Genomic DNA, 26146 nt, shown 5'->3' with positions numbered 1-26146 from the left:
TCTGACTCCTCTAATGATGAAACTCTTTTCCAAATTCGCTTCATCATAAGGAATTCAGATTCCTTTTACTTCTTTTCTTATGTCGAACTCACGTTAACAAGAAAAACGCAATTCAATTAACAGATAGTTTTATGCGCTTAGGGGAACAACAGCAATTTGCCAGCCTTGCACAAGAAACAGAATCACGCTGGCGCTTAGTTGAAGCTGCATGGGAAAATAATCTACCTCGCAACTTAATGCTTGTCGAATATGAAGAAGAAAGTAGTGTACTAATGGGTATCAATGCCATGCGACGCACCGCTGTCACATCGGTGCGCCCTGCTTTGAATGGTTATCAAAAAGGTTGCTGCTTTTATTGTTCTCGCGAGATTTCTGTAGTCTTTGGTAGCGAGGAAATAGCGGAGGTTGACCATTTTTTCCCACATAAACTCAAGCAGTGCGATGGCCGCAAACCAATTGATGGCATAGCAAATTTGGTCTTAGCTTGCCAGGAATGCAATCGTGGTGAAGATGGTAAATTTGATAGACTGCCATCCATTGAATTACTGGAACGCCTTTTTAATCGAAATGAATATTTGATCACCTCACATCACCCACTTAGAGAAACACTTATTTCTCAAATAGGAAATACAACTGAAAAACGCCAAGCTTATCTGCAAGATGCATACAATTGTTCAACTATTCATGTTGGAGCAGGTGGGCGTAAATGGCAGCCTAAACAGCAAGGAGTGGCAATTTTCTAAAAACAACACTAGTCCATTCTACTTTCCTATCTGCTTGGAAATCTACTTCACGATGCAACAGCATCGTCCCTGAATGAGCGAACATAGAAATCAATTCATCTACCTCAATAATGCTATAGAGTTTGCCGTTTTCACGACGATCTTTGCTATTTGTTCCACGGAAAGAAACAACGATTACGCCCCCCACAGCTGTAATACGCACTAAGTTAGTTACTGCACAAGCAATCTGATCATCTGCCAAATGCATGATGACTGCAGAGCATAAAACGTTGACGAAGGAAGATTCTGTTTGTTTTTCCAATAGCGGCAGGCTGTCATGCACATAATGAATATTCGGGTCATACTCTTTTGCCTGCTGCAGCATCCCCTCGGAAGCATTAATGCCTATTACCGGGTACCCTTGCTTGAACAACCATGTACTATCACGCCCTATGCCGCAGCCAACATCAGCACAAACCCCGCCTTTGACGAAAAATTGATTAATAAGTTGATAAATACGAACTGGTACCAGTGTTTTGTGCAGCGTAGCGATTTGCTCAGCAGATTGGTCATAAACTGAAATGGTCTGATAGTCCATAAATTATAGTAATTAATCTGAACATTTTGATATTTATCATCATCTTACATTCTTGATCTTAACTGTAAGAATGTGCTAATTTTTTGCATCGTAAAGAATTAAAATTTTTGAATAGGCTGCGAAGAAATACTCTATTTACTCTCTCTAGAAAAATTGCTAAGTATACAGTGAGTAATATTGCTATCTCACATATTGAATTACTATTCCTCATCGCAATATGCCATTCTTCGGAGTATTCCACTAAATAGAAAGTTAACCATGGGTATATTAGGAATTAACAAGAGCAATTTAATATGCGCTCTGCTTATGATCCAAAGCAGTTTTTCTTTTGAATAGATAATAAAATTTTGAATCACCTACATATTTTCACTGACGGCAGCGCTCATACTCAGTCAAAGGTGGGGTATGGTGCCTACCTTGTGGTCGCTGACTTGGCTACACCGATCGAATTACTAAAAGATATGGTGAAAGTGAAGCGTTTTGAGCAAACCAGTTCGACCAGATTGGAATTACAGACGTTATTGTGGGCATTGAACGAAACGATTGCTTTGACCGATGGCGGCGACATTGTTTTGACGGTTTATACCGATTCACAAAATATTATTGGCCTGCCCGGAAGGCGCATCCAGCTTGAACAGAGCAATTATTTTTCGAGTAAAAACAAACAGCTGAATAATTACGAGCTATACCAGGAATTTTATCGACTGAATGCCAAGCTCAATTGTAGATTTGTTAAGGTTACTGGCCATCAGCCGTCTAGCCAGAAAGATGAGATTGGTAAACTGTTTAGTTTGGTTGATCGGGCATCCAGGCGTGCGTTGCGCGATGATTGTTAGCGCATGGAATGAGAAGTTTATGAAAATCTGGATTTACTCCCCTACAGCGCGCGTACTTTTACCGTCTTGCCTTTGACCTTGCCTGCGGATAATTTGTGCACAGCTTCACGAGCGATGTTGCGGGCGACAGCGACATAGGTCGATTGATCTGTTACGGTGATTTTGCCGACTTGCTCGCGCGTATAACCTGCTTCGCCTGTGAGCGCACCCAGCACATCGCCGGGGCGAATCTTCTCCTTTCGCCCACCGAGTATTTGCAGGGTTACCATGGGTGATGCCAACGAGATATGGTCGTCACTTTGTAGCGTAGCCAGGTCATCCCATTGCGGTTCGAAGTTCATCATCCTTGCGATCGCTTCTACCCGGGGCATTTCGGACGGGCTGCACAGACTCAGCGCCCAGCCGTTTTCATCGGCGCGGCCTGTGCGGCCAATGCGATGGATATGTATTTCCGGATCGGGCGTAACATCGACATTAATGACCGCTTCAAGCTGCGTGATATCCAGACCACGTGCTGCCACGTCGGTTGCTACCAATACTGAGCAACTGCGATTGGCAAACTGAATCAGCACTTGATCACGTTCACGTTGCTCCAGATCGCCATTCAAGGTCAGCGCATGAATGCCTTGCGCCTGCAACACTGCCAGCAAATCACGGCATTGCTGCTTGGTGTTGCAAAACGCGAGCGTACTGACTGGCCGGTAGTGCTTGAGCAACTGGCCAACGGCCTGCAAACGCGCCTCATGGTGTACTTCGTAAAAACGCTGGCGTATCTTGTTTTCCTCATGCTGCTCCAACAGTTTCACTTCCTGTGGATTACGCAAGAATTGTCGTGCCAGTTCCGCGATACCTGCGGGATAGGTGGCCGAGAACAGGAGGGTTTGACGCTTTGGCGGGCAACGTTTTATGACATAAGCCATGTCATCGTAAAAACCCATATCCAGCATGCGATCGGCTTCGTCGAGCACCAGGGTATTGAGTTGCGCCAGATTCAAGCTGCCGCGCTCCAGATGATCCATAATGCGCCCGGGAGTACCGACGACGATGTGGGCACCATGCTCCAGACTGGCCATCTGTGGGCGCATGGTGCTTCCGCCGCACAGCGTCAGAATCTTGATATTGTCTGCGGATCGTGCCAGACGACGAAGCTCCTGTGTGACCTGATCGGCCAGCTCACGCGTTGGGCACAGCACCATGGCTTGCACCGCAAAGCAGCGTGGGTTTAGATTAGTAAGGAGTGCCAGCGCAAACGCTGCTGTCTTGCCACTCCCCGTCTTTGCCTGTGCGATCAAGTCGTGCCCAGCGAGCGTAATCGGCAAGCTGGCGGCCTGAATCGGCGTCATTGTCAGGTATTCAAGCTGCTGCAATGTCGCCAGTAAACCCGGCGACAGTGGCAATTCATTAAATAGGCGCCCAGCCGTATTGGCTGCGGACGAAGAGGCTGTCTGTAGAGTATTTTTCATCCGCAATTATCCCAGATATCAACGAAATTAGCAGGGAATTGTATTTTCTTTAACGTAAGAATTAAAAAAGCGCCTGATTTCGGTTTTGTTGAACCGAGTTCAACAACACTGAGATCTTTAGCTCAAGAATTGAACAACCGATGATCTTTTAACTCACTATCAAAACCGTATACCCTTCTCATTATGGCAAGGCGATTGAAACAAAGACACCAGCATGATCGGATACGGTAGGCTGATTTGGATCAATAAGGGTGTTAAAAACTACGCGACTTTCACGTACGCCCTTTACCTTCTTGACAAAAATATAATCAATGCGTCTAGCAGTAGCGCCCACATCCAAGGTGGAAACCCCTACTGTACAATGTATGTCGGGTTGACCACCTCCTGCACATAAATTTTCCAAGGGTCTGTCTTAAGCATAAGCATCGGTAAAGCCAGCATTAATGATTCTCTCATAGAAAGGACGTTCCTCGAGGGGAGCAATGCGGAAACGGTCGATATTGAAATCCCCACCAAGAATCACAGGATTATCCTGGGGGAAAAATCCCTCTACCTCATCAATGAATGGGAGTAAAACATCCAACTGGGCACTGAGCTCATTCGCAGTACACTTTGCACAGAGATGGGTATTATAAATATTCATTTTTCCAGAATCGGGAATATTGATGCGTGTCATCATCACGTTTCCAGGCAGTTTGATGTCATGCCCCTGAAATTCCAATTCAGAAGCGTGCGGCAAGCGCCTGGACATCTTGTCATCAATTTCACAGCGACTCAGCACTGCATTAGCCACTACCAGTAGGCCTGGCAATCCAACTTCGAATGCCGTATGCAAGTTGTAGTCGCGCATTTGGGCACGAAGTTTTCCTTGGAGATCTAGCGCACTATTAGTCGTATGAACCAGGGCACCACCAACCACTTCTTGAAGAAGAATGACATCGACAGGTGTTTTTGCTGCAAACTCGGCAATAGCATCTAAACGCTGATTACGCGTTTCAACTTCAGAGAAAAGGAGATTGATAGATAGGATATTCAGGTGTTTTCGATTTGCAACATCACCACATTGGACCAGTGGCACAGAACCGCCACCATTTTCAGGAGTTTGACCAGCACAAGCGGATATAACTACGCAGCTGAGAATCACGATGAAAAAAATGTTTCGCATGCTTTGTCTCCTTATTGGGTAGTGCAGACAGAGATTCGATTGAATTTTTTAATTTTAAGGCAGCACAAATGGTCTGTTTTTAACTCGCGCCAGCTATAATAGTCTCTTACTATTTAGGATTGCATCAAAATTTCGCAACCATACCCTCTCTCTGGAACATATCATCGCACTGGATGTCTGATTTGCTTAACGGGCTGCTGATGCTTTGCTATGCCTGTTTTGACAAATGATACTCGACTCGATTAGTAAGTTATGGTGCATATAAAACAAAATACAAAACACGCGAACGACAACATCGGCTGGCAGTTTGATAACAGCTATGCCCGCCTTCCCGAATCTTTTTATGCCCAGCTTTATCCTGTGCCAGTACGTGCACCGCAAGTGGCAATGCTGAACCATGCTCTGGCAGAATCGTTAGGGCTGGATATCCGCGCACTATCCGATGAAGAAGCTGCCTTGCTGTTTGCAGGTAATGTGTTGCCTGCTGGTGCTCAGCCTATCGCGCAAGCCTATGCCGGCCATCAATACGGCCATTTCACAATGTTGGGCGATGGGAGAGCAATATTGCTGGGTGAGCATCTCACCCCAACAGGCGACAGATTTGATATACAGTTAAAAGGCTCTGGCCAAACCCGGTTCTCACGGCGTGGTGATGGCCGCGCAGCGCTAGCGCCCATGCTGCGAGAGTACATCATCAGCGAGGCGATGCATGCGTTAAACATCCCCACTACGCGCAGCCTTGCCGTGGTCACCACCGGCGAGTCAGTGATACGTGAAACCCTGCTGCCCGGTGCGATACTCACGCGGGTGGCAGCAAGTCACATTCGTGTGGGTACGTTTGAATATGTTGCGAGAACGGAGGGTGTAGAAGGAATCAAAACCCTGGCCGATTATGCTATCCACCGCCATTACCCGGATCTTGTCGAGGCTGAGAATGCCTATCTTGCGCTGTTGCACAACGTAATAAAACGCCAGGCTTCGCTGGTCGCAAAATGGATGCTGGTTGGTTTCATTCACGGTGTGATGAATACGGATAATATGACCATCAGTGGTGAAACGATCGACTATGGTCCTTGTGCGTTTATGGATGCATACGATCCGAATACCGTGTTCAGCTCGATTGATCATCATGGCCGCTACCGCTATAGCAATCAGCCACTTATAGCACAGTGGAACCTCGCACGTTTTGCTGAAACATTATTGCCACTATTACACTCGGATCAGGAAAAAGCAGTCGCATTAGCGGAAGAAGCGATTCACCATTTCTCTACTATCTTCCAGCAGCACTGGCTGGCAGGGATGCGCAAAAAACTGGGATTATTCATTGAGGAAGCAGAGGATATGGAGCTCATCGAAACCCTGCTGACATGGATGCACCAACATAAGGCCGATTACACCAATACCTTCCGTGCACTGACTGCAGAAACTTTACCTGATGATGCTCTGTTTCGTGATGTGGAGTTTATAGCGTGGCATACACGCTGGCAGGCGAGACTATTGCGCCAAGCCGAACCCAAACAGTCATCATTATGCATGATGCGGGCGCATAATCCTGCGGTCCACCCGCGTAATCACCGCGTTGAAGAAGCGCTGGCAGCCGCCTCTGAGCGGAGCGATTACGCTCTATTGCAACGACTGCTTGCGGCAGTGACAAACCCTTACACCGATGCGCCTGAGTATCATGATTACCGCACTCCGCCATTACCTTCAGAGTGCGTGTATCAAACATTCTGCGGTACGTAGTCTTCTATTATTGCCAGCCGGTTACCTCATAGCCTTTCTCTTGCAAACAACGGGTCACGAAATTGGCATAAGCCTGATCAGGCTGCGAGGGACTTGCATAAAAGAGCCCTCGCATTAACCCCCACACGGCGCCACTGACTGCTCCCACCATTGAACCCGTACCAGCTGCACCGGTAAACGGCTCCTCCAGCAGCACCGCCCGCTGCCCCTGCTGCTCCGATAACTGTACTCGAGGCAACATCGCTACCCTTGCCATATCCTTCCTTTGCTCCAGCCGATTTAGCGAGCTGCTCACACGCCTTGATATCTTGCTCTGCAATCTCCTTACGCTATTCCGATTAATGATCTTTCGGCAAATATCATAGCGGTCGAAAGTAAATGGCTTGGCTCAATACCCTGATTATAAAGGTGTAATCAAATTCTATTTTATTAAGCACCAGCTTTTGCAAAATGAGCGAGATCTCTATATGTGAACTTTCTTAACATAAACTTCATAAAGCTTATGTTAATAATATCGCGACAAAGTAAATCTTTGTCGCGATATTATTAACTGGGAGGTTACCTGATCATGAAGATAATTGGTGTCGTAGCCCTTATAATTGCCATGTTAGATAACAGTGTGGCAATGGATACACAGCACAACTTTTTATTAGTTTTTATTGTTGCCTGTGCCGTCGTCATGTTATTAAAACTTGGTACTAAAAATACTTCAGCAGCAACGTATCAGGGCAACTTTATATTAATCAGCAAAAACCAACTTACCCGCATAAGTTCTTTTGGGTTAAAGCAAATTAAAATCAAGGTTGCTGAAGCACTGCAAAAGATTAGTTCAAATACGGACGAAAGAATTGATGCTAATATTTCGGTTGAGAATGCTCTATCTATTTGCAAGAAAATAGTTGAAGAAAATGATTGGCGTATTTTAGATCAGAGCCAGAATCGTATTCAATGCAAAGAATTTTTCCAAATTTTCTCCTTTTATTGGCCAGTTAAGGTTGAAATTATTGTATCTAGTAATGACTTATCTCATACAACAATTTTTCTTCATGGCTCTGTTATTGGAGGGGGGTTGATACAAAATCGACGTCTCCAGGAACAGATAAGTAAACTTAAGAGCAGAATAGAAATAATGGCTATGCGCGAAACGCCTGTCTCCTTTTTTATTGTTTCTTCAGCTGATAATCAGAATACAGTAAAAAAAGAGCTGGGAAAGCTGTTATCGCTTCACCCGGAAGGTACTCTTACTAATAAAGAGTTTAGAGAAGCAGTGAATGATAAATTAATCAAAGGAGATTAAGAAAGACTAAATATCTTCAACAAAACAGGATCTTGATAAAGCCAAGTGCCAAAACTATGGCTTTACGTTACTATGCTTTCAGTTGAATTACCTCTAGAAAGCTCGGAGGTAATTCAACTTATTATAAGCATAAAACTATTTACTACAGGATATTATGCACTTCTTAAATGGCTACTACTTGTATTGAAAATTGAAGTATCCTTTTTGGGACGAACCAGTAGTATCCTGGATCCAACTTTAGAGACCAGCTGTTCGGCAACTGAGCCAACATAAAAATGCTCCAGTCCTCTACAATTAGCTGTTCCTACTACCAACACGTCTGCACCCCACTCTGAAGTGGTAGCAGCAATCGCATTGATAATATCATTCACACCTTCTTCCTTTTTAACATCCAGAAGACGTGTTTCAACATTTAATTCATTAAGATAAGCTTTGACTTTTTCCAGTATCGCAGCGTCAGTCTTTTTAATGACTTCAATATCACCATCATCCTCGGAATGGACGATGCCTAATGCTGCATTATGATTACTGGCTATATTCACTGCATCTACTACTGCATCTACTAGTCCGAATATCATATTAACTATGTTCTTATAGAATTTTAATTCTTATACTTTCTATGCTTTCTGTGGGCGAACCAATAGCACTGAAGCATCAACTTTAGAGATCAGTTGTTCGGCGACTGATCCCATGAATAAACGCTCCAATCCTCGACGGTTACTAGTTCCTACTGCCAGTAAGTCTGCTCCCCATTCAGAGGCAGCAGCGGCAATCGAATCGGCAATACCAGTTAAGCCATACGCAACCTCAGCTTGCAGAAGACTGGTTTCTATGGTTACTGCGTCAAGGTATGATTGGGCTTGTTCCAGGATCTGAGAGCCCGCTTTTTTAGCGGCTTCGGTATCATCATTCACGCAATGGACAATGTGCAATGCGGCATTGTAAGTATTGGCAATATTTACTGCTTCCTTTAATGCCTGCTGAGCAGTATCACTACCATCAATAGCGATCATTATTTTCTTGTACATAAGACTAACCCTCTTATGAGCATTTATTCTGTTTGAGGACGAAGTCATGATATCTTCGCCCTCAAATCACTGAACAGTTTACTTATTCAATATGTCTAGAATATGTAAACATGATTACTGTAAATTACTGCTACTGTCTCTTTTTAAATTACTAAAGTATCGTTTAACAACTTCTTTTCCTGGCATATTATCGTGCTTGGTGTAGACCATAAAATGAATAATTCCGTGTACCACCATCGCAATCAACATGCCCTCAAAAATACCTACCTTGTAGACCAAGCCGCCAGTGAAAAGCGCTAACATCATGGCATATGGGCCATAATGTGTAACATGCACCAACCCGGCAATCATCTTATAGCCGGTAAACATCATGATCGCCGCCAATGCAAATTTTGGTAAGTAATCTAAAAACTGCGGATTGAGCATAAAAAAGCACACTACGCAACCAACGATCAAAACGGAAAACTTGGTTATTGCACCGGCCAATCTATTGGTAGTGCTCTTAGCCAGGCCGTCCAGGTTGGTCATGCCGCCAAAGAAACTTGAACCAAAATTGGCAATCCAGATAGCAAACAAACTATTATTGCTATTCGTTTTACGTTTAAGCGGATCTATTTTTTCAATGGCAGCGTTACTCATGACCTGCTCAATGACATCAACAATAGCCAGCATGGCACAGAAAAAGAACATATAAACCAGCATCAACATTGTTGTACCCTCAGTTGGCAGCGGTATTCTCAGTTCAAGAGGAACATCTGCCACAGTTATCATGGGTACAGAAACAAACTGCGCTACAATCACGCCACCAATGATCAGTGCGAAATAAGGAATAGCAGGTTGGGTATTTTTGAATTTGGAAAACAAGAACACAAACACCCCAAGGCCAGCCGCAGAAATAGCAGCCATCTGAATACGGGAAGCATTCCAGAAAGTTTCAGTAACTAGTTCTGCTGGTATTTCGTAGGTAAACTCTGAGAATTTCAAGAATATCTTTAGTCCTATGCCTGCTAACAAGCCTTCCACTAGATAAACCGGAACGGCAACAAGCAAATATCTTTGCCAATTGAATTTCCAGATGATCGCCTGCATCACCGCGGTCATTAAGATACAAAAGGCCATATTTTCCATGCCGAAAGTAGACACCCCCAGAGCCAACACTGGAGCCAATCCAGCCGCAATTCCAGGTGTACCAATATAATTACCCGGCTTGAACCAGGCATTGATCCAACCAACTAAACAGGCAAAAACCACAGTTGCCAAACCCACCTTGATCGGATAATCAGACATCATCGCAATACCAATTGATAGTGGAATGGCCATGGCGCCAGTTATCACACCTGCAGCGGTATCACGCACAAAATATTGTGATTGAAAAGCAGCAGAACCTGATGGAGCAGTGCCTCCCACGTCCTGCTGTCCGTCTTCGAACGGTTTATTTTCCTTTTCCATTTGTGTAGCCATAAATTACTTTTCTCCTAAAAGTCTGTAAGTAATAGACTATAAAAAATCCTTTTGCCCATAAATCATGGAGATTGCCGTTAGCTTTGTCCTTTGCGAGCAAGTAGTTAGTCCGAATATTGTATATTGGTTATCTTTTCTCTTTTTTAGCGATCTTTAATGAAGATTCTTATTGCTTACTTACGCTTATTTCTATAAGCGATGGACAATCCTATCTCAATTAAAACCGTGATGTATATTAGGGAAACCATTGTTTTCTTATAATGGTTACCCCCTTCTATCTATAAGTAAAACCCTTATAATTGCGAGTGAATCTATTACCGACTAATAATGGATTCCATTAGTTAATTTAGACCCAGAAGATTTAGTCAAGATAGGCATAAACAAATCATCCACTGCCAGGTTCTATTGGCATTTCGTAATAATCAACGAAAACTGGTCCATTTTGTATGAGAATGAATCTCAGAACGGAACTGACCGATGAACAATGGTAAATTTATACCAACTGCTGTTAGCCAGAAATTACAGAGCGTTTAGCTGGTTTGTCGCGGCATTGATTTAACTTCGCTACGCTAAAATGTCAACAGAACATAGCGTGATGCGGAATGAGGTAGTGTGCTTTACACTTGAGATCAACTTAATGGTGAGAAGAATAATTCTAGATTAAGGTGCGAGGCAAGGCGCGATGAGGCCGCAGGGTCGTTCCCTGCAACGAAGAGCAACGCCGCATTCGTGCCTGGAGCGACATATGATGCTCCTCGTAGCGGCCTCACCATTCCGGTGAATGAGAAAATTCCAGGAATGCCTCTATATGTCATGGACTTAACTCTCCAATCAAGCGGTCAACTGCGGTTGTTTTTAGGTTAAAAGATATCCTCGTTAAATATGCTCCTTAAAGCTATTTATGAGCCTGATCAATAGGCTCCTCTGAAAACCAGCGAGTGGCATAGCGTATCAAATCGGCACCATTTTTTAAATTCAATTTGGTACGAATATTAAAGCGATGTGTTTCAATTGTTTTAATGCTACGGTTAAGTAGCGTGGCAATTTCTTTACTGCTATGTCCAGATCCAATCAAATGTAACACCTCAAACTCGCTAGGCGTTAGGCTATTAATTAACTGCTCATGCTCTGGATGTCCTGCAACCATGCGATTCAGCAATTTTGCATTCATTTCCTTGCTCAGATAAACATTACCTTTCAAGACTTCACGGATAGCCGTAAGCAAAACTTCACCTGGTTCCTGCTTCATTACATAGCCTGAAGCGCCTGTCCGTAATGCACGTTCGGCATAAACCGTCTCATCATGCATCGACACAAACAGCACTGGCAATGCAGGTTGCAACGCATGCATATATTTTATTACTTCAAAGCCAGAACTTGTTTTGAGCGTTACATCCAATAAAACGATATCAACCTTATCAGCTTTCTTGAGTATCGCCAGCGCTTCGTTACCATCGCCAGTCTCAGCGCAAACCTCCAAATCTGGCTCCATATTTATGAGCATCGCCATACCGTGCCGCAACATGGCATGGTCATCCACTAACATTACCTGTGCTTTCAAAGTCATCATATTAAATCAGTTGCATTTCCAAACGCACTTCCGTGCCTCCTTCCGGACGCATTAATAATTCCAGCTTGGCGCCTAGCTGTTTTGCACGATATTGCATAATTTTGATACCCATTCCCTGTGTTACCTCATGCTTTGCACCCACATCGACAATACCACTTCCATCGTCGCATATCGAAAGGCAAAGCATCCCCTCTTCAAAACTCAAAAATATTCTCAAATATCGTGCACCGCCATGACGTATTGCATTATTAGCCGCTTCTTGTGTAATTCGATAAAGATTTAGTGCAAGATTATTATCGTTAATAATAGTTTCATTTTCACATACAAATTCACAATTGATCTTATAAGTCGAGGCTATTCTCGATGCGAGTGCTTGTAATGCCGCTATCAAACCATTTGCTTCCAGCTCAAATGGTAGCAGCCCCTGAGCTAACTGTTTGATTTGTACTACCGAAGCCTGGGCTTGCGCTGCAATGGAAGCAGCCACTCCTGCCAAGCTCTCTTTCCCCAAAGCAGATATTTTTTTCTCCAACGCTCTGGCCTGATAACCAATTGCAGCAATCCGCTGCCCTAGATTGTCATGCAATTCCTGTCCGATGGTGTGCGCCTGCTCTTCCGCAACAAAAACCAATGCTTGTTCTAATCGCTTGCGCTCAAGCCAACCCGCAAGATCGCTTGCGATGGCATTGATAAGCTTTTGCTCCTCAATTACTGGAAATGTTTGATCTTCAGAATAAAACAACCGTAATTGACCACAGACCTCATCGTTGACGATAATTTCAGACAAATAGGTACAAAAAGAGCTTTGATCCTTATGCCAGTGATAGCCAACAATCTTATCGGTGATTTTAGTCTTTGATCGCAAAGGGCGTATAAAACCTTGATTATACTGACCGGAAATGTATCGCCAGCCATAAAGTTCAATTACGGCAGTAGCTATTTTCGGGAATTGCATTGCTGGTATCAAATGCTCAAAAATATTCTGGCAAACATTATCCACTGATACATCTAGTCCCATCCCACGACGAATTTCATAAAGACAGGTTATTTCCTTTAGACGTTTACGTAACTCTAATTCCTTATGACTCAATTCTATGGAAAATAGCTCGGCTTTTTCTTTAGCCTCTTGCGCTTCCCGTCTGGAGTTAATCAGTTTAAGTACAAACCAGTTTAATAGCAGTATTTCTGCAGCTATCAATCCGGCAAGATATAGAATAATAAATTTTAACTGTTCAGCTACCGGTTTGAGCAATTCTTCCTCATCCAACTTCAATACCATGCCTAAACCAATCTTATCTAGCGGAGCATATGCCGCAATTACCTGCATATGACGGTAATCTTTTACAGCCATAACGCCACTTTTTCCTGCTAATGCATTATTTATTGGCAACAGCTCTTCTTTTGTTGCATGGTACAAGTACTTGAATTTCACACCATCAATCTGACTCATAAGACAAGCTATTTCCTGCGCACTATCTCCCGGAGCTTGAGGTGCGCATAATATGAATTCTCCAGTTTCACCAATCGATCTTATTTCGCTAAATCTCCGAGTCAAATGCGGCAAAAAACTCTCTGTCGTAAAACTGCCGATGCGATTTCCATCTTCATCCAACACATCTTCACTTGTACGTAAAATGAATTGATCATCATCCCACAATAGATAGGTGTTATTTTGTATAGTCAGCGGTAACGATTGAGTTTGTTTATCAGAAAAATGACCCACCTGTGACAATACATTCCCGTGCACATCATAAACGATGGCTGCCGAGAAGCCGATCTGTGTCAATGAATTAACATTCCGATCAAGGTCGTGCAGTGCATTGACGTTATCCGGTTGAATATTAAGTTGCTGGATTGGCTGAATCATGAAAGGCCGCATGGCTAACGCACGCGTATCAGCAAGACCCTTTTCAATTTGAATTTCAAATAAATACGTTTTACCTTCTAATGCTACATCGAGTCCTCTACCGAGCGCAGATTCAATCTGCTGATGCATCACATCATAAACTGCAATGCCTGTCGTCAGAGTCAATCCTAGCAACAATAGACCGCCAATAATGCTGATTTTTCGGTGTTCGTAAGTTATAGCCAAGTCGCTCGCCTCGTTTTTTATGTTTATTTTAGTTTATATCTCATGTGCTTATATGGAAGATCAACAAATATAGAGTGTTATGGCTATCATGATTAGAATTACAGGTCAATTACCATACAATTCCAGAAAGGAAAGTCAGTTTTAATATTACAAAAAAATTAAAAATTAATGCCAAAAGATTTTTCTTTAAAGTATTTGTTCCCGTAAAAATTTGGGTAATTGAATTAATACGCATGAGTCGCAAAAACCAATTAACAATGAAAGAACCACGAGATATCTTTTGAAAAATATTTTATTTTGTCAGAATAAAATATTATTTTGTGGATATTGCTGCAGACATAATGTTTATTGCCTGAGTTATTCCATTTTCAAATCAAACCTAACTTTGTCGGCTTCACCTTGCCGTATTATTTATACTGTCTGCGGCTCGTCTTCGTGCCATGTTTGATTTAGAAATAGAATTAGATTACAAAGCACACATAGTCTGTGAGGAAAAACAATCAACATGAAAAAAGCTGCACTCGTTATTTTAATGACTGTCCTTGTATTATCTGGCTGCAGCACAATTTATTACCTTGAAGACGCAGAATACGAAGGCAAGAAAAAGTATATCGCAGCGAGAGCTGCAATGCATACCCGCTGTATCGAGAGTACTGAACCGCTCCCCACGCCGCTTATAGAGCGGAAATTGATCGCTTTGATTCCTTCCCAGGAATTCATCTATACAGCTATTCAGAAGAACTTTAAAGATATATCCCCGGATTTTCCTATGTCCAGGGAAGATCTACGTATTGAACCATTATATTCAGGCGCCAATGAAAATTTCAGAATGGTGGTTGAGCTGATAAAAAAGAAAAACCTGTATAGAACAGTTGAAATGATTGAGTATGAAAGTTTATCAATCCCTGAAGCCAGCGCAGATACAGATATATTTCATGTTGTGTTAGCTACCGCAACTAACCGGAATGATAAGTATTACTTGACCAGAGAGAAAAGAGGAAAGCTAAGAATCGATTATGGTGCGATGAATCCGGATTGTGCCAATGTTCGCATTAGCTTCATGTCCTCGATTCAATGTGAAACATTCCGTGATAATTTGTTATCTTCTCTACAGACGCTTGCATTGCAGTAACGCGTTAATATAAAGCCGATTTTGATTGCTTGCAGGGTAAACAGTTTTAAAGGTACCGCTGGCATGAGGCGAATGGAGATTCCCTTAGAAGCTGTTTGGAAATTCCTGTTTCAGGTAAATTAGACGGAGCCTCCGCAATAACCTGCCTAACAATATGTTGATAGATATTTTCCATCACAGGATCTGCCGGTTTCTCACCAGGTACTCAAGTGACCAATCGACTGATGTAATTCAGATAATCATCCAGAGTTTTGATATGTGCGATTGATGGAATTTGCCAGGAATCAGCCATTCAAATGGCTTCCTCGAAGTCGGCCGCCTAATCGTTCTGTTTAATCAAGCTTATGAGTTCTTCTACAATTGCATGAATAAAATTTCCCTTGTAATGTGGATTAAATAGAGCATGCCAGCCGAAATCGTATGTTATGTGGCTAGAGCATTTAACCTAGATTCCTCAGTTGATCGCTCGTTCTGATGTTAACATTATGAATATAATAATTTTTCCTACATATTTCATTTTCACCCTCTGGGTGTTTCCGCTGCAGGACGGATTGCGCAATTTTGCAAGCGCATGGCTGCGTTGCAACTCTTTGGAATGGAACGACCATTCCGCATCGTTGCGCCTTGCCCTGCACTCGCAAAATCACACACTCCATCCTGCCCAACTGAGGAATCCAGGTTTAACGCATAGGTAAAGTTGTGTCATTCACTAAAGCGTACTTGCTTAAAAGCAATCTTACAGAACCGCATCAATCTGACACTTTCGTTTGCCCCCTGTATTCAAGCTATGCATGAACGTTAGCTTTATTAGCTCATGTAAGTAACGAACTGCATATAGCGGCCTTATTTTCAAAAAATTAATTATGTCCCATTCCAGCAAAGCGATGCGATCAATGAGACATATTCTTATCGTGCCGAATGCCAAGCTTAGCCCCGCGTCTTGTCTTACGTAACCAGAGTACGTGGCACAAAGTTACTGGCCTTTCCATCGACGCGAATCTGGTGAAGCAAGGACGATGACGGCATCGGCCCTTGCGGTTGCGTGGGATTGTTAATGGCGTACCAGTAGCAGCTCGCCATGCTGTGGTTATCGTCGGTCGTGGAGTATTCGGCCGTAAAGTCAACCGGTGTGCCAATGTGCTGATAGATGGTCGAGCCGGTCAACGGAGGCGGAACATCAGGAACGATGTCCTCGGTGTTCACTATGCGGAAGGTCGGTGCTTGCACGCTGAAATTCATCCCGACCGCGAACCCCGTATCCCCGACGCGCGGGCTGGCGAAGTTATAATGGACATAAGAGAGATTGCTGCTCGGCGGAAGCTGCGAGTTAATCGCCACATCTGGCACCGCGAGCGACGACAGCGCCGCACCCATGCTGTGTCCTGCGAAGAACAACCGTGTAACTGTGCCGATTTGGCCGAGCTGCTTGAGTAACGAAGGGCTGATTGTTGTATAGACTTTGTACCAGCCCATCTGAACGTTGCCGAAACCCGACGCCAGCGCGTAGCTCGTCTGATCGATCTCGGCGTCGATAATCCCATCCGCCTTGGTCATTGTGCCGCGGAACACCACGAACGCGCTACCGTTCCCGTCCCACGCTACGAACCCGAAGGGCTCTGGATTCGGGAAGTCGAGGACGGTGACGATTCCCCATAGCTGGCTGTACTGAAATCCAAGTCCTTCCGGAGTCCAGTTGAAATCCGCTTGTGATGGATATCCCTGGTCGGCCCACTGGTTGTACTGATCATATGCGGTCAATACCAGCGACCCGCAGACGGCAGCCTCTGTCTGGACGAAAGACGACGGAAAGTACATCGGCAAGCTTTGCGATATTGTGCTCATATGAATCCTCCTGGGTAATTCAGCGGTAGTGCTTGGCGGCTGAGACCTTTATGTTCTCGAGTAATCCTGGTGCCAGCTTGTGTACAGAAAAAATAAATATTCTTTTTTATATAAATAAATTAATAAATGTCGTCAAATAGAGACAATATAAAAGCATATCTGGAAGTAGATTTTATTAAGCTAGAAAATAAGGGATAAAAATAGGCTTATTCGGCAGACGAAATCTCAAACACTTGAATATTGATGAATCGACTGGCATCCTGCCGCGAGATATTTTGAAACAGAAACCAAACTACATTATTGATTTAAGAAACATAGATTGAAGGCAATCAAAACCAGCATCCCTTTGTAAGAATCACAGGAATAGGAAACAGCATGGGTAAAACAGAGCAGATACCAGCGACGCTGCAGGAAAGATACGATGAGATCACTGGGCTCACAAATCAGTTCTGTCAGCAGCATTTAAACGAAGAATATCGAGACCTTTGTCGGCGCATGGCAGTCAAGCTCTGCCATAAGCGCCCGTCGCCGATCGCCACCGGAAAAACTAATACCTGGGCCTGTGGTATTGTTTACTCAGCCGGTCGAGTCAACTTTCTGTTCGACAAGAATCAAACGCTGCACATGCAGGCGGATGAGCTATGTCAGTACTTTGACTTTAACCCAAAAACAGGTTCGACGAAATCGACGGCTATCATGGAGCTGTTGAAGTGTGGTTAGGCCGACCCAAAAAAGATTGATCAGCGTTATTTATTCAAGCTTTGCCAGGCCGCTGGAATTAGGCGTTTGATCGAGCGAAAATGGCAGCAAAATCAATGGCAGAAAGTGAAAATTAAGGAAATTTTTGTTAGTGCCCCATAATTTATGTGGCAATTGGGTATTAATGATATAACTCTTTGAATTTATTGGGGTGGCTGATGGGGATCGAACCCACGACAACCGGAATCACAATCCGGGACTCTACCACTGAGCTACAGCCACCATCTACTCTAAATCGGTATTCCAATCATTTTTATCAATGATTTTTTATAATTTAAAGATGCAATCTTGGCGTGCCCGACAGGAATCGAACCTGTAACCCCCAGCTTAGAAGGCTGGTGCTCTATCCGGTTGAGCTACGGGCACGACTCAAACCGGGTCTAATCCAACACGGTAACACATAAAACTGGTCGGGGTGGAGAGATTTGAACTCCCGACATCCTGGTCCCAAACCAGGCGCGCTACCAGGCTACGCTACACCCCGAAAAGTCCGCTAATATACCTTCTTAAAAGGTATTCGTCAAATTTCAATTTATTGCTTAGTTCAGCAAATTTTCATTTCTGCGGGATGATAGGTTAAAACAAATACCTCTTTCAGCTCATTTGCAGCAGAATCGATATACCGGTAAATGTGGCTAATTCCATGTTAATTAAAAAGCGCCTCCCCTCTTTTGCCTCTATTCAATGGCCTTTCTTCACTCATTTGCCATTAGGTCTTCCATAAGTACCGATTATATCTACGCCCTTCCTTTTGTATTATATTTTTACTTCTAATATTTCTTCATTAATACAATATATTATCTATTTTTTAGAAATTTTCAATTGCATGAGAAAAATATACAGAAACGTTGTTGCATACTATAAGAAATATTTTGATATCCTGGCGCGTAAAAAGAGAAAATGATTCATATAACCATCTTGTTTCGCTAACCTAGCTGAGGTATAGTGGCGTCCTGCCATTTATATATCCAAGCAGGAGAGCGCGCTTTTTTTTAAGCGCCGCCGAAGGCGTAACCCCCCCGGAATCGCTCAGGTATAGTTAATAGCAACAACATCGACTAAAAAACTGCTTGCGACAGGCAATCTGGAGAGCGCCGAACAGTGAGTTCAGCCACCGAAGGGGCACGCGGACAGAATTCTACCGTAAAACTCTCAGGTAAAAGGACAGAGGGGTGAAGTCATAAGAGATGGCTTCATTTTTTATCTTAGGGAGAAAATTTGTGCTAAAAATAACCCCTCTTAATCAGACTCACCGAGACATGAACGCAAAAATGGTTGATTTCGGTGGCTGGGATATGCCGCTTCATTATGGATCACAATTAGAAGAACACCATAAGGTTAGGCAAGATGCAGGCATGTTCGATGTATCACATATGCGGGTCGTTGATATTCATGGAGAAAATGCTCGTAATTTCCTGCGACAACTGGTTGCTAATAATGTAGATAAGCTCACTGTATCAGGTAAAGCGCTGTATACCTGTATGCTTAATCCAGATGGTGGAATTATTGATGATCTTATTATCTATTTTCTATCCGAATCCTGGTTTCGATTGGTAGTCAATGCGGGGACTGCAGATAAAGATATTGCATGGATCACTTCACAACGTGATAAAACCACACCTAATCTCGAAATAAAACCTCGCCATGATTTGGCAATGATTGCCGTACAAGGCCCCAATGCACGCGCTAAAGTTTGGCAAGTCATCCCCGGTACTCAGGCAGTTACGGAAAATCTGAAGCAATTCCAATCAGCAACGTTCGAGCAATATTTTATTGCACGCACTGGTTATACCGGGGAGGATGGTTTTGAAATCATTCTGCCCGCCAATGATGCTGTGGATTTCTGGAAAAAACTCCACGCAGCTGGCGTAGCGCCAGCAGGATTAGGTGCTCGCGATACACTACGTTTAGAAGCAGGGATGAATCTCTATGGCCAGGATATGGATGAAACAACTAACCCACTCGAATCGGGATTAGCCTGGACAGTCGATCTAAAAAGCGAGCGGGATTTTATTGGTAAGCAAGCGCTCTTGCAAGCTACAATCAGACGACAATTAATAGGTCTATTATTATTGGATAAAGGCGTACTTCGTAGCCACCAGAAAGTCATAACACAACATGATCAAGCTGGGAATGAGGGAGAAATTACCAGCGGTGGTTTTTCACCCACGCTTAATCAATCAATCGCTTTGGCACGTCTGTCAACAGAAGTAGCCATCGGCGAAGAAGTTCATGTATTGGTACGAGATAAAAAGCTCGCTGCCAAAGTCGTAAAATATCCATTTGTGCGGAACGGCCAAATTTTGATTTGACACCGAGATCACTAAAATCTTTCCTAATTTTGGAGTAAAAAATGAGTATCCCAACACAACTAAAATATACAAAATCACATGAATGGGTAAAATCCGAAAGTGATGGTACAGTCACGATAGGTATCACCCAGCACGCTCAAGAGTTACTCGGAGATATGGTATTTGTTGAATTACCAGAAATCGGGCGTACTCTCGCACAAAAAGAGGAATGCGCCGTGGTAGAGTCTGTCAAAGCCGCTGCCGATATTTATTCACCTATAGCAGGTGAAGTTGTTGCAGTGAACTCCGAATTGGAATCTGCACCAGAGCAAATCAATCAAGATCCCTATCAAGCGTGGATATTTAAATTGAAGCCAGCCAATGCTGCTGACCTGGCAAATTTACTTGATGCGCAAGGGTATGAAAAAACATTGGAAAGTGAAGAACATTAACGTTAAGTTCTTTCTTTCTGATTCATTGCGTTAAATTATTTTAGAAGCTACAAATCATGCCATTCATTCCTCACACTGAAGAAGATGTCAAAGAGATGCTTGCAAGTATCGGAGCAAACTCTATTGAAGAATTATTTGATGAAATTCCTCCTGCTTTAAAAACAGGCGCATTAACACGTGTTCCTCCAGGCATGTCTGAGATGGAAATATCAAGACTCATGCTTGAGCGCGCGCAAGCTGATGGATTTTATCTCAGCTTCATTGGCGCTGGTGCCTATGAACACCATATTCCTGCAGCAGTCTGGCAAATTACGACTCGCGGTGAATTCTACTCTTCATATACGCCCTATCAAGCCGAAGCGAGTCAAGGTTCGCTCCAGCTATTGTATGAATACCAAACGATGATGGCTTCATTGACCGGTATGGACGTATCAAACGCAAGTCTATATGACGGTGCAACAGCACTTGCTGAAGCTGCTTTGATGGCTGTCCGCCTACATAAGACATCACACCGGATTCTGGTGCCGCGCACTGTTCACCCTGTTTACCGTGAGGTATTGCGCGCTATTGTCAGAAACCAGAATATCGAGGTTGTGGAAATTCCTTTTTGCCCTGAGTCAGGACAGGTTCTCCTTGAGCATCTAGAACCATTTGGCCAAGAAGATTTTGCTGCACTCGTCATTCCTCAACCTAACTTCTTTGGTGTTCTTGAGCAAGTCGATGCAATTACAGATTGGGCTCACGAAAAACATGCATCAGTAATTGCCGTCGTTAATCCAATGTCACTTGCGATGCTGGTGCCCCCAGGCGAATGGGGCGCTCAAGGTGCAGATATCGCAGTAGGTGAAGGCCAACCTCTGGGCATTCCTCTTTCCAGCGGTGGACCTTATTTCGGGTTTATGGCATGCAAGCATGACTTGGTTCGCCAGATGCCAGGACGTATCATCGGTCGAACCGTTGATTTGGATAATAAACCAGGTTTTGTATTGACCTTACAAGCACGTGAACAGCATATCCGTCGCTCCAAAGCTACCTCTAATATCTGTACTAATCAAGGATTAATGGTGACAGCAGCGACCATTTATATGTCTTTATTAGGTCCTGAAGGATTACGGCGGGTAGCGGCTCAATCACATGCCAATATGTTACAGCTGACAGAGCAATTGGAGAAATTACCTGGTGTAAAACGGGTCTATAGCGGACCTTGTTTTCATGAAGTCGCACTGACACTACCGGGACCGGTTCATGAAATTCTGCAAGCGCTTAAGGAGCAGCGGATTCTTGGTGGGTTAAATCTGCAAGAGCATTACCCTGAATTAAATAATGCTTTGCTGGTATGTGCCACCGAAACGAAAACAGCTGATGATTTGAATAAATACAGCGAAATGCTCGGGAAGATTCTTAAAAAATACGGATGAACCGAATCCAATTAGGATGCAGCTTTAGTTGCTTTGAATTAACTTCCAATTGTGTAAAACTTATATGTTGATATTTGAACATTCACGCCCGGGACGGCGTAATTACTCGCAATCTCCAACCACCAAAGCGGAAAAACAGAATATTCCACAAAATCTGCTACGCAAGTCGCCTATGCTTCTACCAGAGGCTTCTGAGATGGATGTGGTGCGTCATTACACCCGTCTTTCCCAAAAGAATTTTTCGATCGATACGGAATTCTACCCCTTAGGTTCCTGTACCATGAAATATAATCCGCGGGCTTGCAATGCGCTCGCTATGTTACCGCAGTTTCTGACACGACATCCTTTGGCGCCCGAAGACACAGGGCAAGGCTTTCTTGCCTGCATGTATGAATTGCAGGAAATATTGAAAGATGTGACCGGGATGGCAGGTGTCAGTCTGACACCTATGGCAGGTGCACAAGGTGAGTTAATTGGAGTCATGATGATACGCGCCTACCATGAAGCGCGCGGCGATAAAGAGCGCACTGAGATCATCGTGCCTGATGCCGCTCATGGGACCAACCCGGCTACTGCTGTCATGTGTGGCTATAAAGTCGTCGAAATAACTACGGATAAAGAAGGCAATGTCGATATGGCCGCATTGAAAGCAGCGGTCGGCCCACAAACTGCTGGCTTAATGCTGACTAATCCCTCAACCTTAGGAGTTTTTGAGAAAAATATTTCGGAGATGAGTCGCATTGTTCATGACGCAGGTGGGTTACTGTACTATGACGGTGCCAACCTTAACGCTGTTCTCGGTAAAGTCAAACCAGGCGATATGGGTTTCGATGTTATCCATATCAATCTCCACAAAACTTTTTCAACGCCACATGGTGGAGGTGGTCCTGGTGCAGCTCCAGTAGGTGTTGCGGAGCGTTTACTGCCATATCTACCTGTTCCCATGGTTGCATATGAAAAGGGAGCCTATCGCTGGATGACAGAAAAGGATGTGCCGCAAACAATCGGTCGATTATCAGCACACATGGGTAATGCGGGGGTATTATTGCGCGCTTATATATATGTACGTTTGCTGGGCGCAAAAGGAATGAATCGCGTTTCCGAATATGCCACACTTAACGCCAACTATTTGATGGCGGAATTGCGTAAAGCCGGCTTTGAGATTGCATTCCCGACTCGACGCGCAAGCCATGAATTTATCGCCACACTAAAAGATATAAAAGAAAAAACAGGCGTCACTGCGATGAATCTGGCCAAGCGACTACTAGATAAAGGCTATCATGCACCTACCACTTATTTTCCGATATTGATTCCTGAGTGTCTGCTCATTGAGCCTGCCGAAACAGAGTCAAAAGAAACGTTGGATGCATTCGTTGCCGCTATGAAGGAAATTCTGGTAGAAATTCAAGAGCAACCAGAAATGGTGAAAAGTGCACCTCATAATATGCCCGTACGCAAATTGGATGACGTCAAAGCTGCCCGGGAATTAGATTTAACCTGGAAGCCATAATCAATTGCGTTGGTACTTTAGATATTAGCTGACTCCCCGACTGATTCGTTTGAATATCAATCTGTTCGGGGAAAAGCTTTTCGAATGTACCTCAGATATTTCCAGCACCAAAACTTATAAACAATGCATACACTTATATGCGGCTCTATTGCTTATGACACCATAATGGTGTTTCAAGACTATTTTAAGCACCATATTCTACCTGACAAACTTCATGTGCTAAATGTAGCCTTTCTTGTTCCCGATATGCGGCGTGAGTTCGGGGGGTGTGCCGCCAATATTGCGTACAATCTACACATGTTGGGTGGAAATCCAATGATGATGGCAACAGTAGGTAATGATTTCCAGCCTTATGCATATCGACTGGAAAAATTGAATTTGGCAAATACCTATATTCGTCAAATAAATGATGCATTTACTGCGCAAGCGTTTATTACTACTGATTTAGATGATAACCAGATTACGGCCTTTCATCCTGGGGCTATGAATTTTTCGCACTTTAACTCTGTAAAAGATGCAGAAGATATCAATCTAGGCATCATTGCTCCTGATGGTCGCGATGGCATGATTGCTCATGCATGCGAGTTTCAAGAATGCGGTATTCCCTTTATGTTTGATCCTGGCCAGGGGCTACCTATGTTCAGTGGTGATGAATTGATTGATTTTGTCGATAAAGCTGACTATATCGCAGTCAATGATTATGAAGGCCAATTGCTGCAAAAACGAACGAAATACACTTGGAGTGAGCTTGCCGATAGAGTTAAAGCCCTGATCATTACTAAAGGCGCGCAGGGCTCTACAATTTATGCGGAAGGCCGCCAGTTTGAAATTCCCTGTGTTAAACCCGATGCAATTATTGATCCCACTGGTTGTGGTGATGCGTATCGAGCTGGGTTACTCTATGGCATCACTCATGATATGGATTGGCAAACAACTGGTCAGCTCGCTTCACTGTTAGGTGCCATCAAAATTGGACACCGTGGCGGTCAAAATCATCGGTTCAGTCGCGATGAAATCGATCAGCTTTATTTTGAAGCATTTGGAAATCGAATCTTCTAGAAGCTCAAATTAAAATCAATATTAATCTACTCTTCCCTTCCTAATATAATAAGCTACTTTATGAGTTTAATAGAAGCCAGTCGCAGATCCCGAAAGAAGGATCAGGTTTTGTTTGAGCGACATGGTGCATTAGCCATTTTATGATCTCATGAATAGCACCCAAACTTCTAAAATAATTCAGATCATCCGGCTTAGCAGGTTATTGCTGCATATCTTTTCTGGCTTGCTCCAGTCGATTCCTTATCCCTATTTTAGTCGACCTAGACAGAAATATATGGTGCAAAAATGGGCGAGAAATCTGCTTGAAATTCTGAATATCCGATTAAGCTGCAGTGGTTCCTTGCCTCCTGAAGATGAGCAGCGCGTCATATTAATTGCCAATCATATCTCTTGGCTGGATATTGTTATTATTTTAGCGCTGTATCCTGTCAGGTTTGTAGCTAAAACTGAGATTCTTAGCTGGCCACTGCTTAATATCTTATGTCGTAGAGCGGGTACGATTTTTATTGAACGCGAGAAACGTAATGATACGATGCGCGTTAACCAACATATCGGCGAAGCACTTGTTGCCGGGGATGGTGTTGCAATCTTTCCAGAAGGTAGAACCAGCGATGGAACAGTTCTTCTGCACTTTCATGCCTCTCTGCTCCAAGCTGCAGTAACCGTACAAGCAATACTTTACCCAATGGCGATCAGATATCGCGATATGGCAGGAGCGCGTACTGCAAGCGTAACCTATGTTGACTTGACTATTGTAGAGTCCCTGAGACTCATACTGAAGCAACCCACCATTAAAGCTGAAGTATATTTTCTGGATCCGATTAGCTGCAACGGCAAGAATCGGCGAGAATTAACGCGCTTATCAGAACATGCTATTGCTGAAACGCTGCAACTACCTATTGTGCACAAGGCACCTGAAAAACTCTCCGGTCTTCCAGGCGAATAGCAGTAAGCTTCCCTCCCCAAAAACAACCTGTATCCAACGCTATCAAATTTTCCCTAATCTGTAGGCCAAGCGCAGACCAGTGGCCAAAAATGATGGTAGTTGATTTACTGGCACGATTAGGCACCTCAAACCAGGGTAAGTAACCATGGGGAATGGACTGAAGCGGGCCTTTATATGAGAAATCCATCCTACCATCTGATGTACAGACGCGCAGGCGAGTCATCGCATTAATGATGACGCGCAAGCGTTCATAACCAGCCAAACCGTGATACCAGAAATTTGGTTTATTGCCATACATATGTAAGAAAAATTCATGATAATTTTCTTTGCATAGTGCGGTTTCTACTTCATGTGCAAGCTCCGCTGCTTGAGAGATATCCCAGGATGGTAGTAGACCAGCATGGACTAAAGCATATTCATCCTCAACATAAAGCAATTTTTGATGGCGCAGCCAGTTTAGCAAATCATTACGATCAGGCGCATCCAGAATATCCTGCAGAGTATCACCTGAATGCTGTTTGCTTAGGCCTTCTGCAACCAGAAGCAGATGTAAATCATGATTACCCAATACCGGAATGACTGCGTTACCCAGTTTTATGATAGAACGCAATAAAATGAGTGAATTTGGCCCACGATTGACGAGATCACCCGCTAACCACAATTTATCTCTTGTAGCGTTAAATCCAATTAATTCAACAAGCTGTTGAAATTCCTCATAACAACCTTGCACATCGCCGATAGCGTAAGTCGCCATAATGAGAT

The 26146-nt window shown here is 43.6% G+C and carries 26 protein-coding genes, 3 tRNA genes and 1 riboswitch; of the genes, 12 read left to right on the top strand and 17 right to left on the bottom strand.

Annotation, left to right across the window (positions count from 1 at the left end; all coding sequences use genetic code 11):
- Positions 1 to 131: 131 nt before the first annotated feature.
- Positions 132 to 743, top strand: coding sequence for an HNH endonuclease (locus BLV54_RS03200; RefSeq protein ID WP_090567682.1), 612 nt, complete (start codon positions 132 to 134; stop codon positions 741 to 743).
- Here BLV54_RS03200 and BLV54_RS03195 read toward each other — a convergent pair.
- Entirely contained in the window at positions 715 to 1320 is a 606-nt protein-coding gene (locus BLV54_RS03195) for a class I SAM-dependent methyltransferase (protein WP_090567679.1), read from the bottom strand. The genes BLV54_RS03200 and BLV54_RS03195 overlap by 29 nt on opposite strands.
- Positions 1321 to 1667: 347 nt before the next feature.
- Here BLV54_RS03195 and BLV54_RS03190 point away from each other — a divergent pair, with 347 nt between their 5' ends.
- Complete coding sequence (locus BLV54_RS03190; RefSeq protein WP_090567676.1) at positions 1668 to 2156, top strand: ribonuclease HI; 489 nt, start codon at positions 1668 to 1670, stop codon at positions 2154 to 2156.
- A gap of 41 nt (positions 2157 to 2197) precedes the next feature.
- On the opposite strand, the gene dbpA is transcribed toward BLV54_RS03190, so the two are convergent.
- The 3 genes from dbpA to BLV54_RS03180 form a co-directional block, all read right to left on the bottom strand.
- Positions 2198 to 3619, bottom strand: a complete 1422-nt coding sequence (gene dbpA, locus BLV54_RS03185; RefSeq protein WP_090567673.1) for an ATP-dependent RNA helicase DbpA — start codon at positions 3617 to 3619, stop codon at positions 2198 to 2200.
- Positions 3620 to 3800: 181 nt separating this feature from the next.
- Positions 3801 to 4022, bottom strand: a complete 222-nt coding sequence (locus BLV54_RS16660; RefSeq protein ID WP_256329075.1) for a hypothetical protein — start codon at positions 4020 to 4022, stop codon at positions 3801 to 3803.
- Positions 4023 to 4031: 9 nt separating this feature from the next.
- Positions 4032 to 4784, bottom strand: coding sequence for an endonuclease/exonuclease/phosphatase family protein (locus tag BLV54_RS03180; protein WP_256329074.1), 753 nt, complete (start codon positions 4782 to 4784; stop codon positions 4032 to 4034).
- Between the two features lie 252 nt (positions 4785 to 5036).
- On the opposite strand from BLV54_RS03180, the gene BLV54_RS03175 reads away from it, so the two are divergent.
- The gene (locus BLV54_RS03175; protein ID WP_090567670.1) at positions 5037 to 6527 is read left to right on the top strand and encodes a protein adenylyltransferase SelO; all 1491 of its coding nucleotides are present in this window, start codon (positions 5037 to 5039) and stop codon (positions 6525 to 6527) included.
- 7 nt (positions 6528 to 6534) lie between these two features.
- On the opposite strand, the gene BLV54_RS03170 is transcribed toward BLV54_RS03175, so the two are convergent.
- A complete protein-coding gene (locus tag BLV54_RS03170; protein ID WP_218132304.1) occupies positions 6535 to 6822 on the bottom strand; it encodes a hypothetical protein in 288 nt (95 codons plus the stop codon).
- Between the two features lie 273 nt (positions 6823 to 7095).
- Between BLV54_RS03170 and BLV54_RS03165 the strand changes: the two genes are divergently transcribed.
- Positions 7096 to 7824 (top strand): hypothetical protein, encoded by a 729-nt coding sequence (locus tag BLV54_RS03165; RefSeq protein ID WP_090567667.1) that lies wholly within the window; start codon positions 7096 to 7098, stop codon positions 7822 to 7824.
- A 152-nt stretch (positions 7825 to 7976) separates the two neighbouring features.
- Here BLV54_RS03165 and BLV54_RS03160 read toward each other — a convergent pair whose 3' ends face one another.
- From BLV54_RS03160 to BLV54_RS03140, 6 genes are all read right to left on the bottom strand, one after another.
- Positions 7977 to 8402, bottom strand: coding sequence for a universal stress protein (locus BLV54_RS03160; RefSeq protein WP_090567663.1), 426 nt, complete (start codon positions 8400 to 8402; stop codon positions 7977 to 7979).
- 39 nt (positions 8403 to 8441) lie between these two features.
- Positions 8442 to 8852 (bottom strand): universal stress protein, encoded by a 411-nt coding sequence (locus tag BLV54_RS03155; RefSeq protein WP_176969654.1) that lies wholly within the window; start codon positions 8850 to 8852, stop codon positions 8442 to 8444.
- A gap of 114 nt (positions 8853 to 8966) precedes the next feature.
- On the bottom strand, positions 8967 to 10313 hold the full coding sequence (locus tag BLV54_RS03150; protein WP_090567655.1) for a SulP family inorganic anion transporter: 1347 nt from the start codon (positions 10311 to 10313) through the stop codon (positions 8967 to 8969).
- Positions 10314 to 10942: 629 nt separating this feature from the next.
- Complete coding sequence (locus BLV54_RS15405) at positions 10943 to 11128, bottom strand: hypothetical protein (RefSeq protein ID WP_143032398.1); 186 nt, start codon at positions 11126 to 11128, stop codon at positions 10943 to 10945.
- 80 nt (positions 11129 to 11208) lie between these two features.
- A complete protein-coding gene (locus BLV54_RS03145; RefSeq protein ID WP_090567652.1) occupies positions 11209 to 11883 on the bottom strand; it encodes a response regulator in 675 nt (224 codons plus the stop codon).
- Between the two features lies 1 nt (position 11884).
- Complete coding sequence (locus tag BLV54_RS03140; protein ID WP_256329070.1) at positions 11885 to 13975, bottom strand: sensor histidine kinase; 2091 nt, start codon at positions 13973 to 13975, stop codon at positions 11885 to 11887.
- Positions 13976 to 14480: 505 nt separating this feature from the next.
- Here BLV54_RS03140 and BLV54_RS03135 point away from each other — a divergent pair.
- Entirely contained in the window at positions 14481 to 15107 is a 627-nt protein-coding gene (locus BLV54_RS03135) for a hypothetical protein (protein WP_090567649.1), read from the top strand.
- Positions 15108 to 15626: 519 nt separating this feature from the next.
- Here BLV54_RS03135 and BLV54_RS16655 read toward each other — a convergent pair.
- Together BLV54_RS16655 and BLV54_RS03130 are read right to left on the bottom strand one after the other, a co-directional pair.
- Positions 15627 to 15758, bottom strand: coding sequence for a hypothetical protein (locus tag BLV54_RS16655; protein ID WP_256329068.1), 132 nt, complete (start codon positions 15756 to 15758; stop codon positions 15627 to 15629).
- 294 nt (positions 15759 to 16052) lie between these two features.
- Positions 16053 to 16949: a lipase family protein gene (locus BLV54_RS03130; RefSeq protein WP_090567647.1), complete on the bottom strand. Its 897-nt coding sequence runs from the start codon at positions 16947 to 16949 to the stop codon at positions 16053 to 16055.
- Between the two features lie 375 nt (positions 16950 to 17324).
- On the opposite strand from BLV54_RS03130, the gene BLV54_RS03125 reads away from it, so the two are divergent.
- Complete coding sequence (locus tag BLV54_RS03125) at positions 17325 to 17669, top strand: DUF6398 domain-containing protein (RefSeq protein WP_176969653.1); 345 nt, start codon at positions 17325 to 17327, stop codon at positions 17667 to 17669.
- 186 nt (positions 17670 to 17855) lie between these two features.
- Here the strand turns inward: BLV54_RS03125 and BLV54_RS03120 are convergent.
- The 3 genes from BLV54_RS03120 to BLV54_RS03110 form a co-directional block, all read right to left on the bottom strand.
- Positions 17856 to 17930 (bottom strand) — tRNA-His (locus BLV54_RS03120).
- 67 nt (positions 17931 to 17997) lie between these two features.
- Positions 17998 to 18074: transfer RNA gene (locus BLV54_RS03115), tRNA-Arg, on the bottom strand.
- Between the two features lie 41 nt (positions 18075 to 18115).
- A tRNA-Pro gene (locus BLV54_RS03110) sits at positions 18116 to 18192 on the bottom strand.
- 590 nt (positions 18193 to 18782) lie between these two features.
- Positions 18783 to 18886, top strand: a riboswitch (glycine riboswitch).
- Between the two features lie 42 nt (positions 18887 to 18928).
- Here BLV54_RS03110 and gcvT point away from each other — a divergent pair.
- The 6 genes from gcvT to BLV54_RS03080 all read left to right on the top strand — a co-directional run bounded on the left by gcvT (position 18929) and on the right by BLV54_RS03080 (position 25384).
- Entirely contained in the window at positions 18929 to 20020 is a 1092-nt protein-coding gene (gene gcvT, locus BLV54_RS03105) for a glycine cleavage system aminomethyltransferase GcvT (RefSeq protein ID WP_176969652.1), read from the top strand.
- 41 nt (positions 20021 to 20061) lie between these two features.
- The gene (gene gcvH, locus BLV54_RS03100) at positions 20062 to 20451 is read left to right on the top strand and encodes a glycine cleavage system protein GcvH (RefSeq protein ID WP_090567641.1); all 390 of its coding nucleotides are present in this window, start codon (positions 20062 to 20064) and stop codon (positions 20449 to 20451) included.
- 56 nt (positions 20452 to 20507) lie between these two features.
- A complete protein-coding gene (gene gcvPA, locus BLV54_RS03095; RefSeq protein ID WP_090567638.1) occupies positions 20508 to 21869 on the top strand; it encodes an aminomethyl-transferring glycine dehydrogenase subunit GcvPA in 1362 nt (453 codons plus the stop codon).
- 64 nt (positions 21870 to 21933) lie between these two features.
- Complete coding sequence (gcvPB, locus tag BLV54_RS03090; protein ID WP_090567635.1) at positions 21934 to 23379, top strand: aminomethyl-transferring glycine dehydrogenase subunit GcvPB; 1446 nt, start codon at positions 21934 to 21936, stop codon at positions 23377 to 23379.
- Positions 23380 to 23502: 123 nt separating this feature from the next.
- Positions 23503 to 24438 carry a carbohydrate kinase family protein gene (locus BLV54_RS03085; protein ID WP_090567632.1) on the top strand — a complete coding sequence of 312 codons (936 nt, stop codon included), beginning with the start codon at positions 23503 to 23505 and terminating at the stop codon, positions 24436 to 24438.
- A 148-nt stretch (positions 24439 to 24586) separates the two neighbouring features.
- Positions 24587 to 25384, top strand: coding sequence for a lysophospholipid acyltransferase family protein (locus tag BLV54_RS03080; protein WP_090567629.1), 798 nt, complete (start codon positions 24587 to 24589; stop codon positions 25382 to 25384).
- On the opposite strand, the gene BLV54_RS03075 is transcribed toward BLV54_RS03080, so the two are convergent.
- Positions 25335 to 26138 (bottom strand): symmetrical bis(5'-nucleosyl)-tetraphosphatase, encoded by an 804-nt coding sequence (locus BLV54_RS03075; protein ID WP_090567626.1) that lies wholly within the window; start codon positions 26136 to 26138, stop codon positions 25335 to 25337. The genes BLV54_RS03080 and BLV54_RS03075 overlap by 50 nt on opposite strands.
- Positions 26139 to 26146 lie beyond the last annotated feature (8 nt).

The sequence above is a fragment of the Nitrosomonas sp. Nm33 genome (assembly GCF_900107265.1).
Classification (GTDB): domain Bacteria; phylum Pseudomonadota; class Gammaproteobacteria; order Burkholderiales; family Nitrosomonadaceae; genus Nitrosomonas.
Note: the sequence above shows the minus strand (reverse complement) of the source record. Positions and strands in the feature narration are given on the sequence as shown.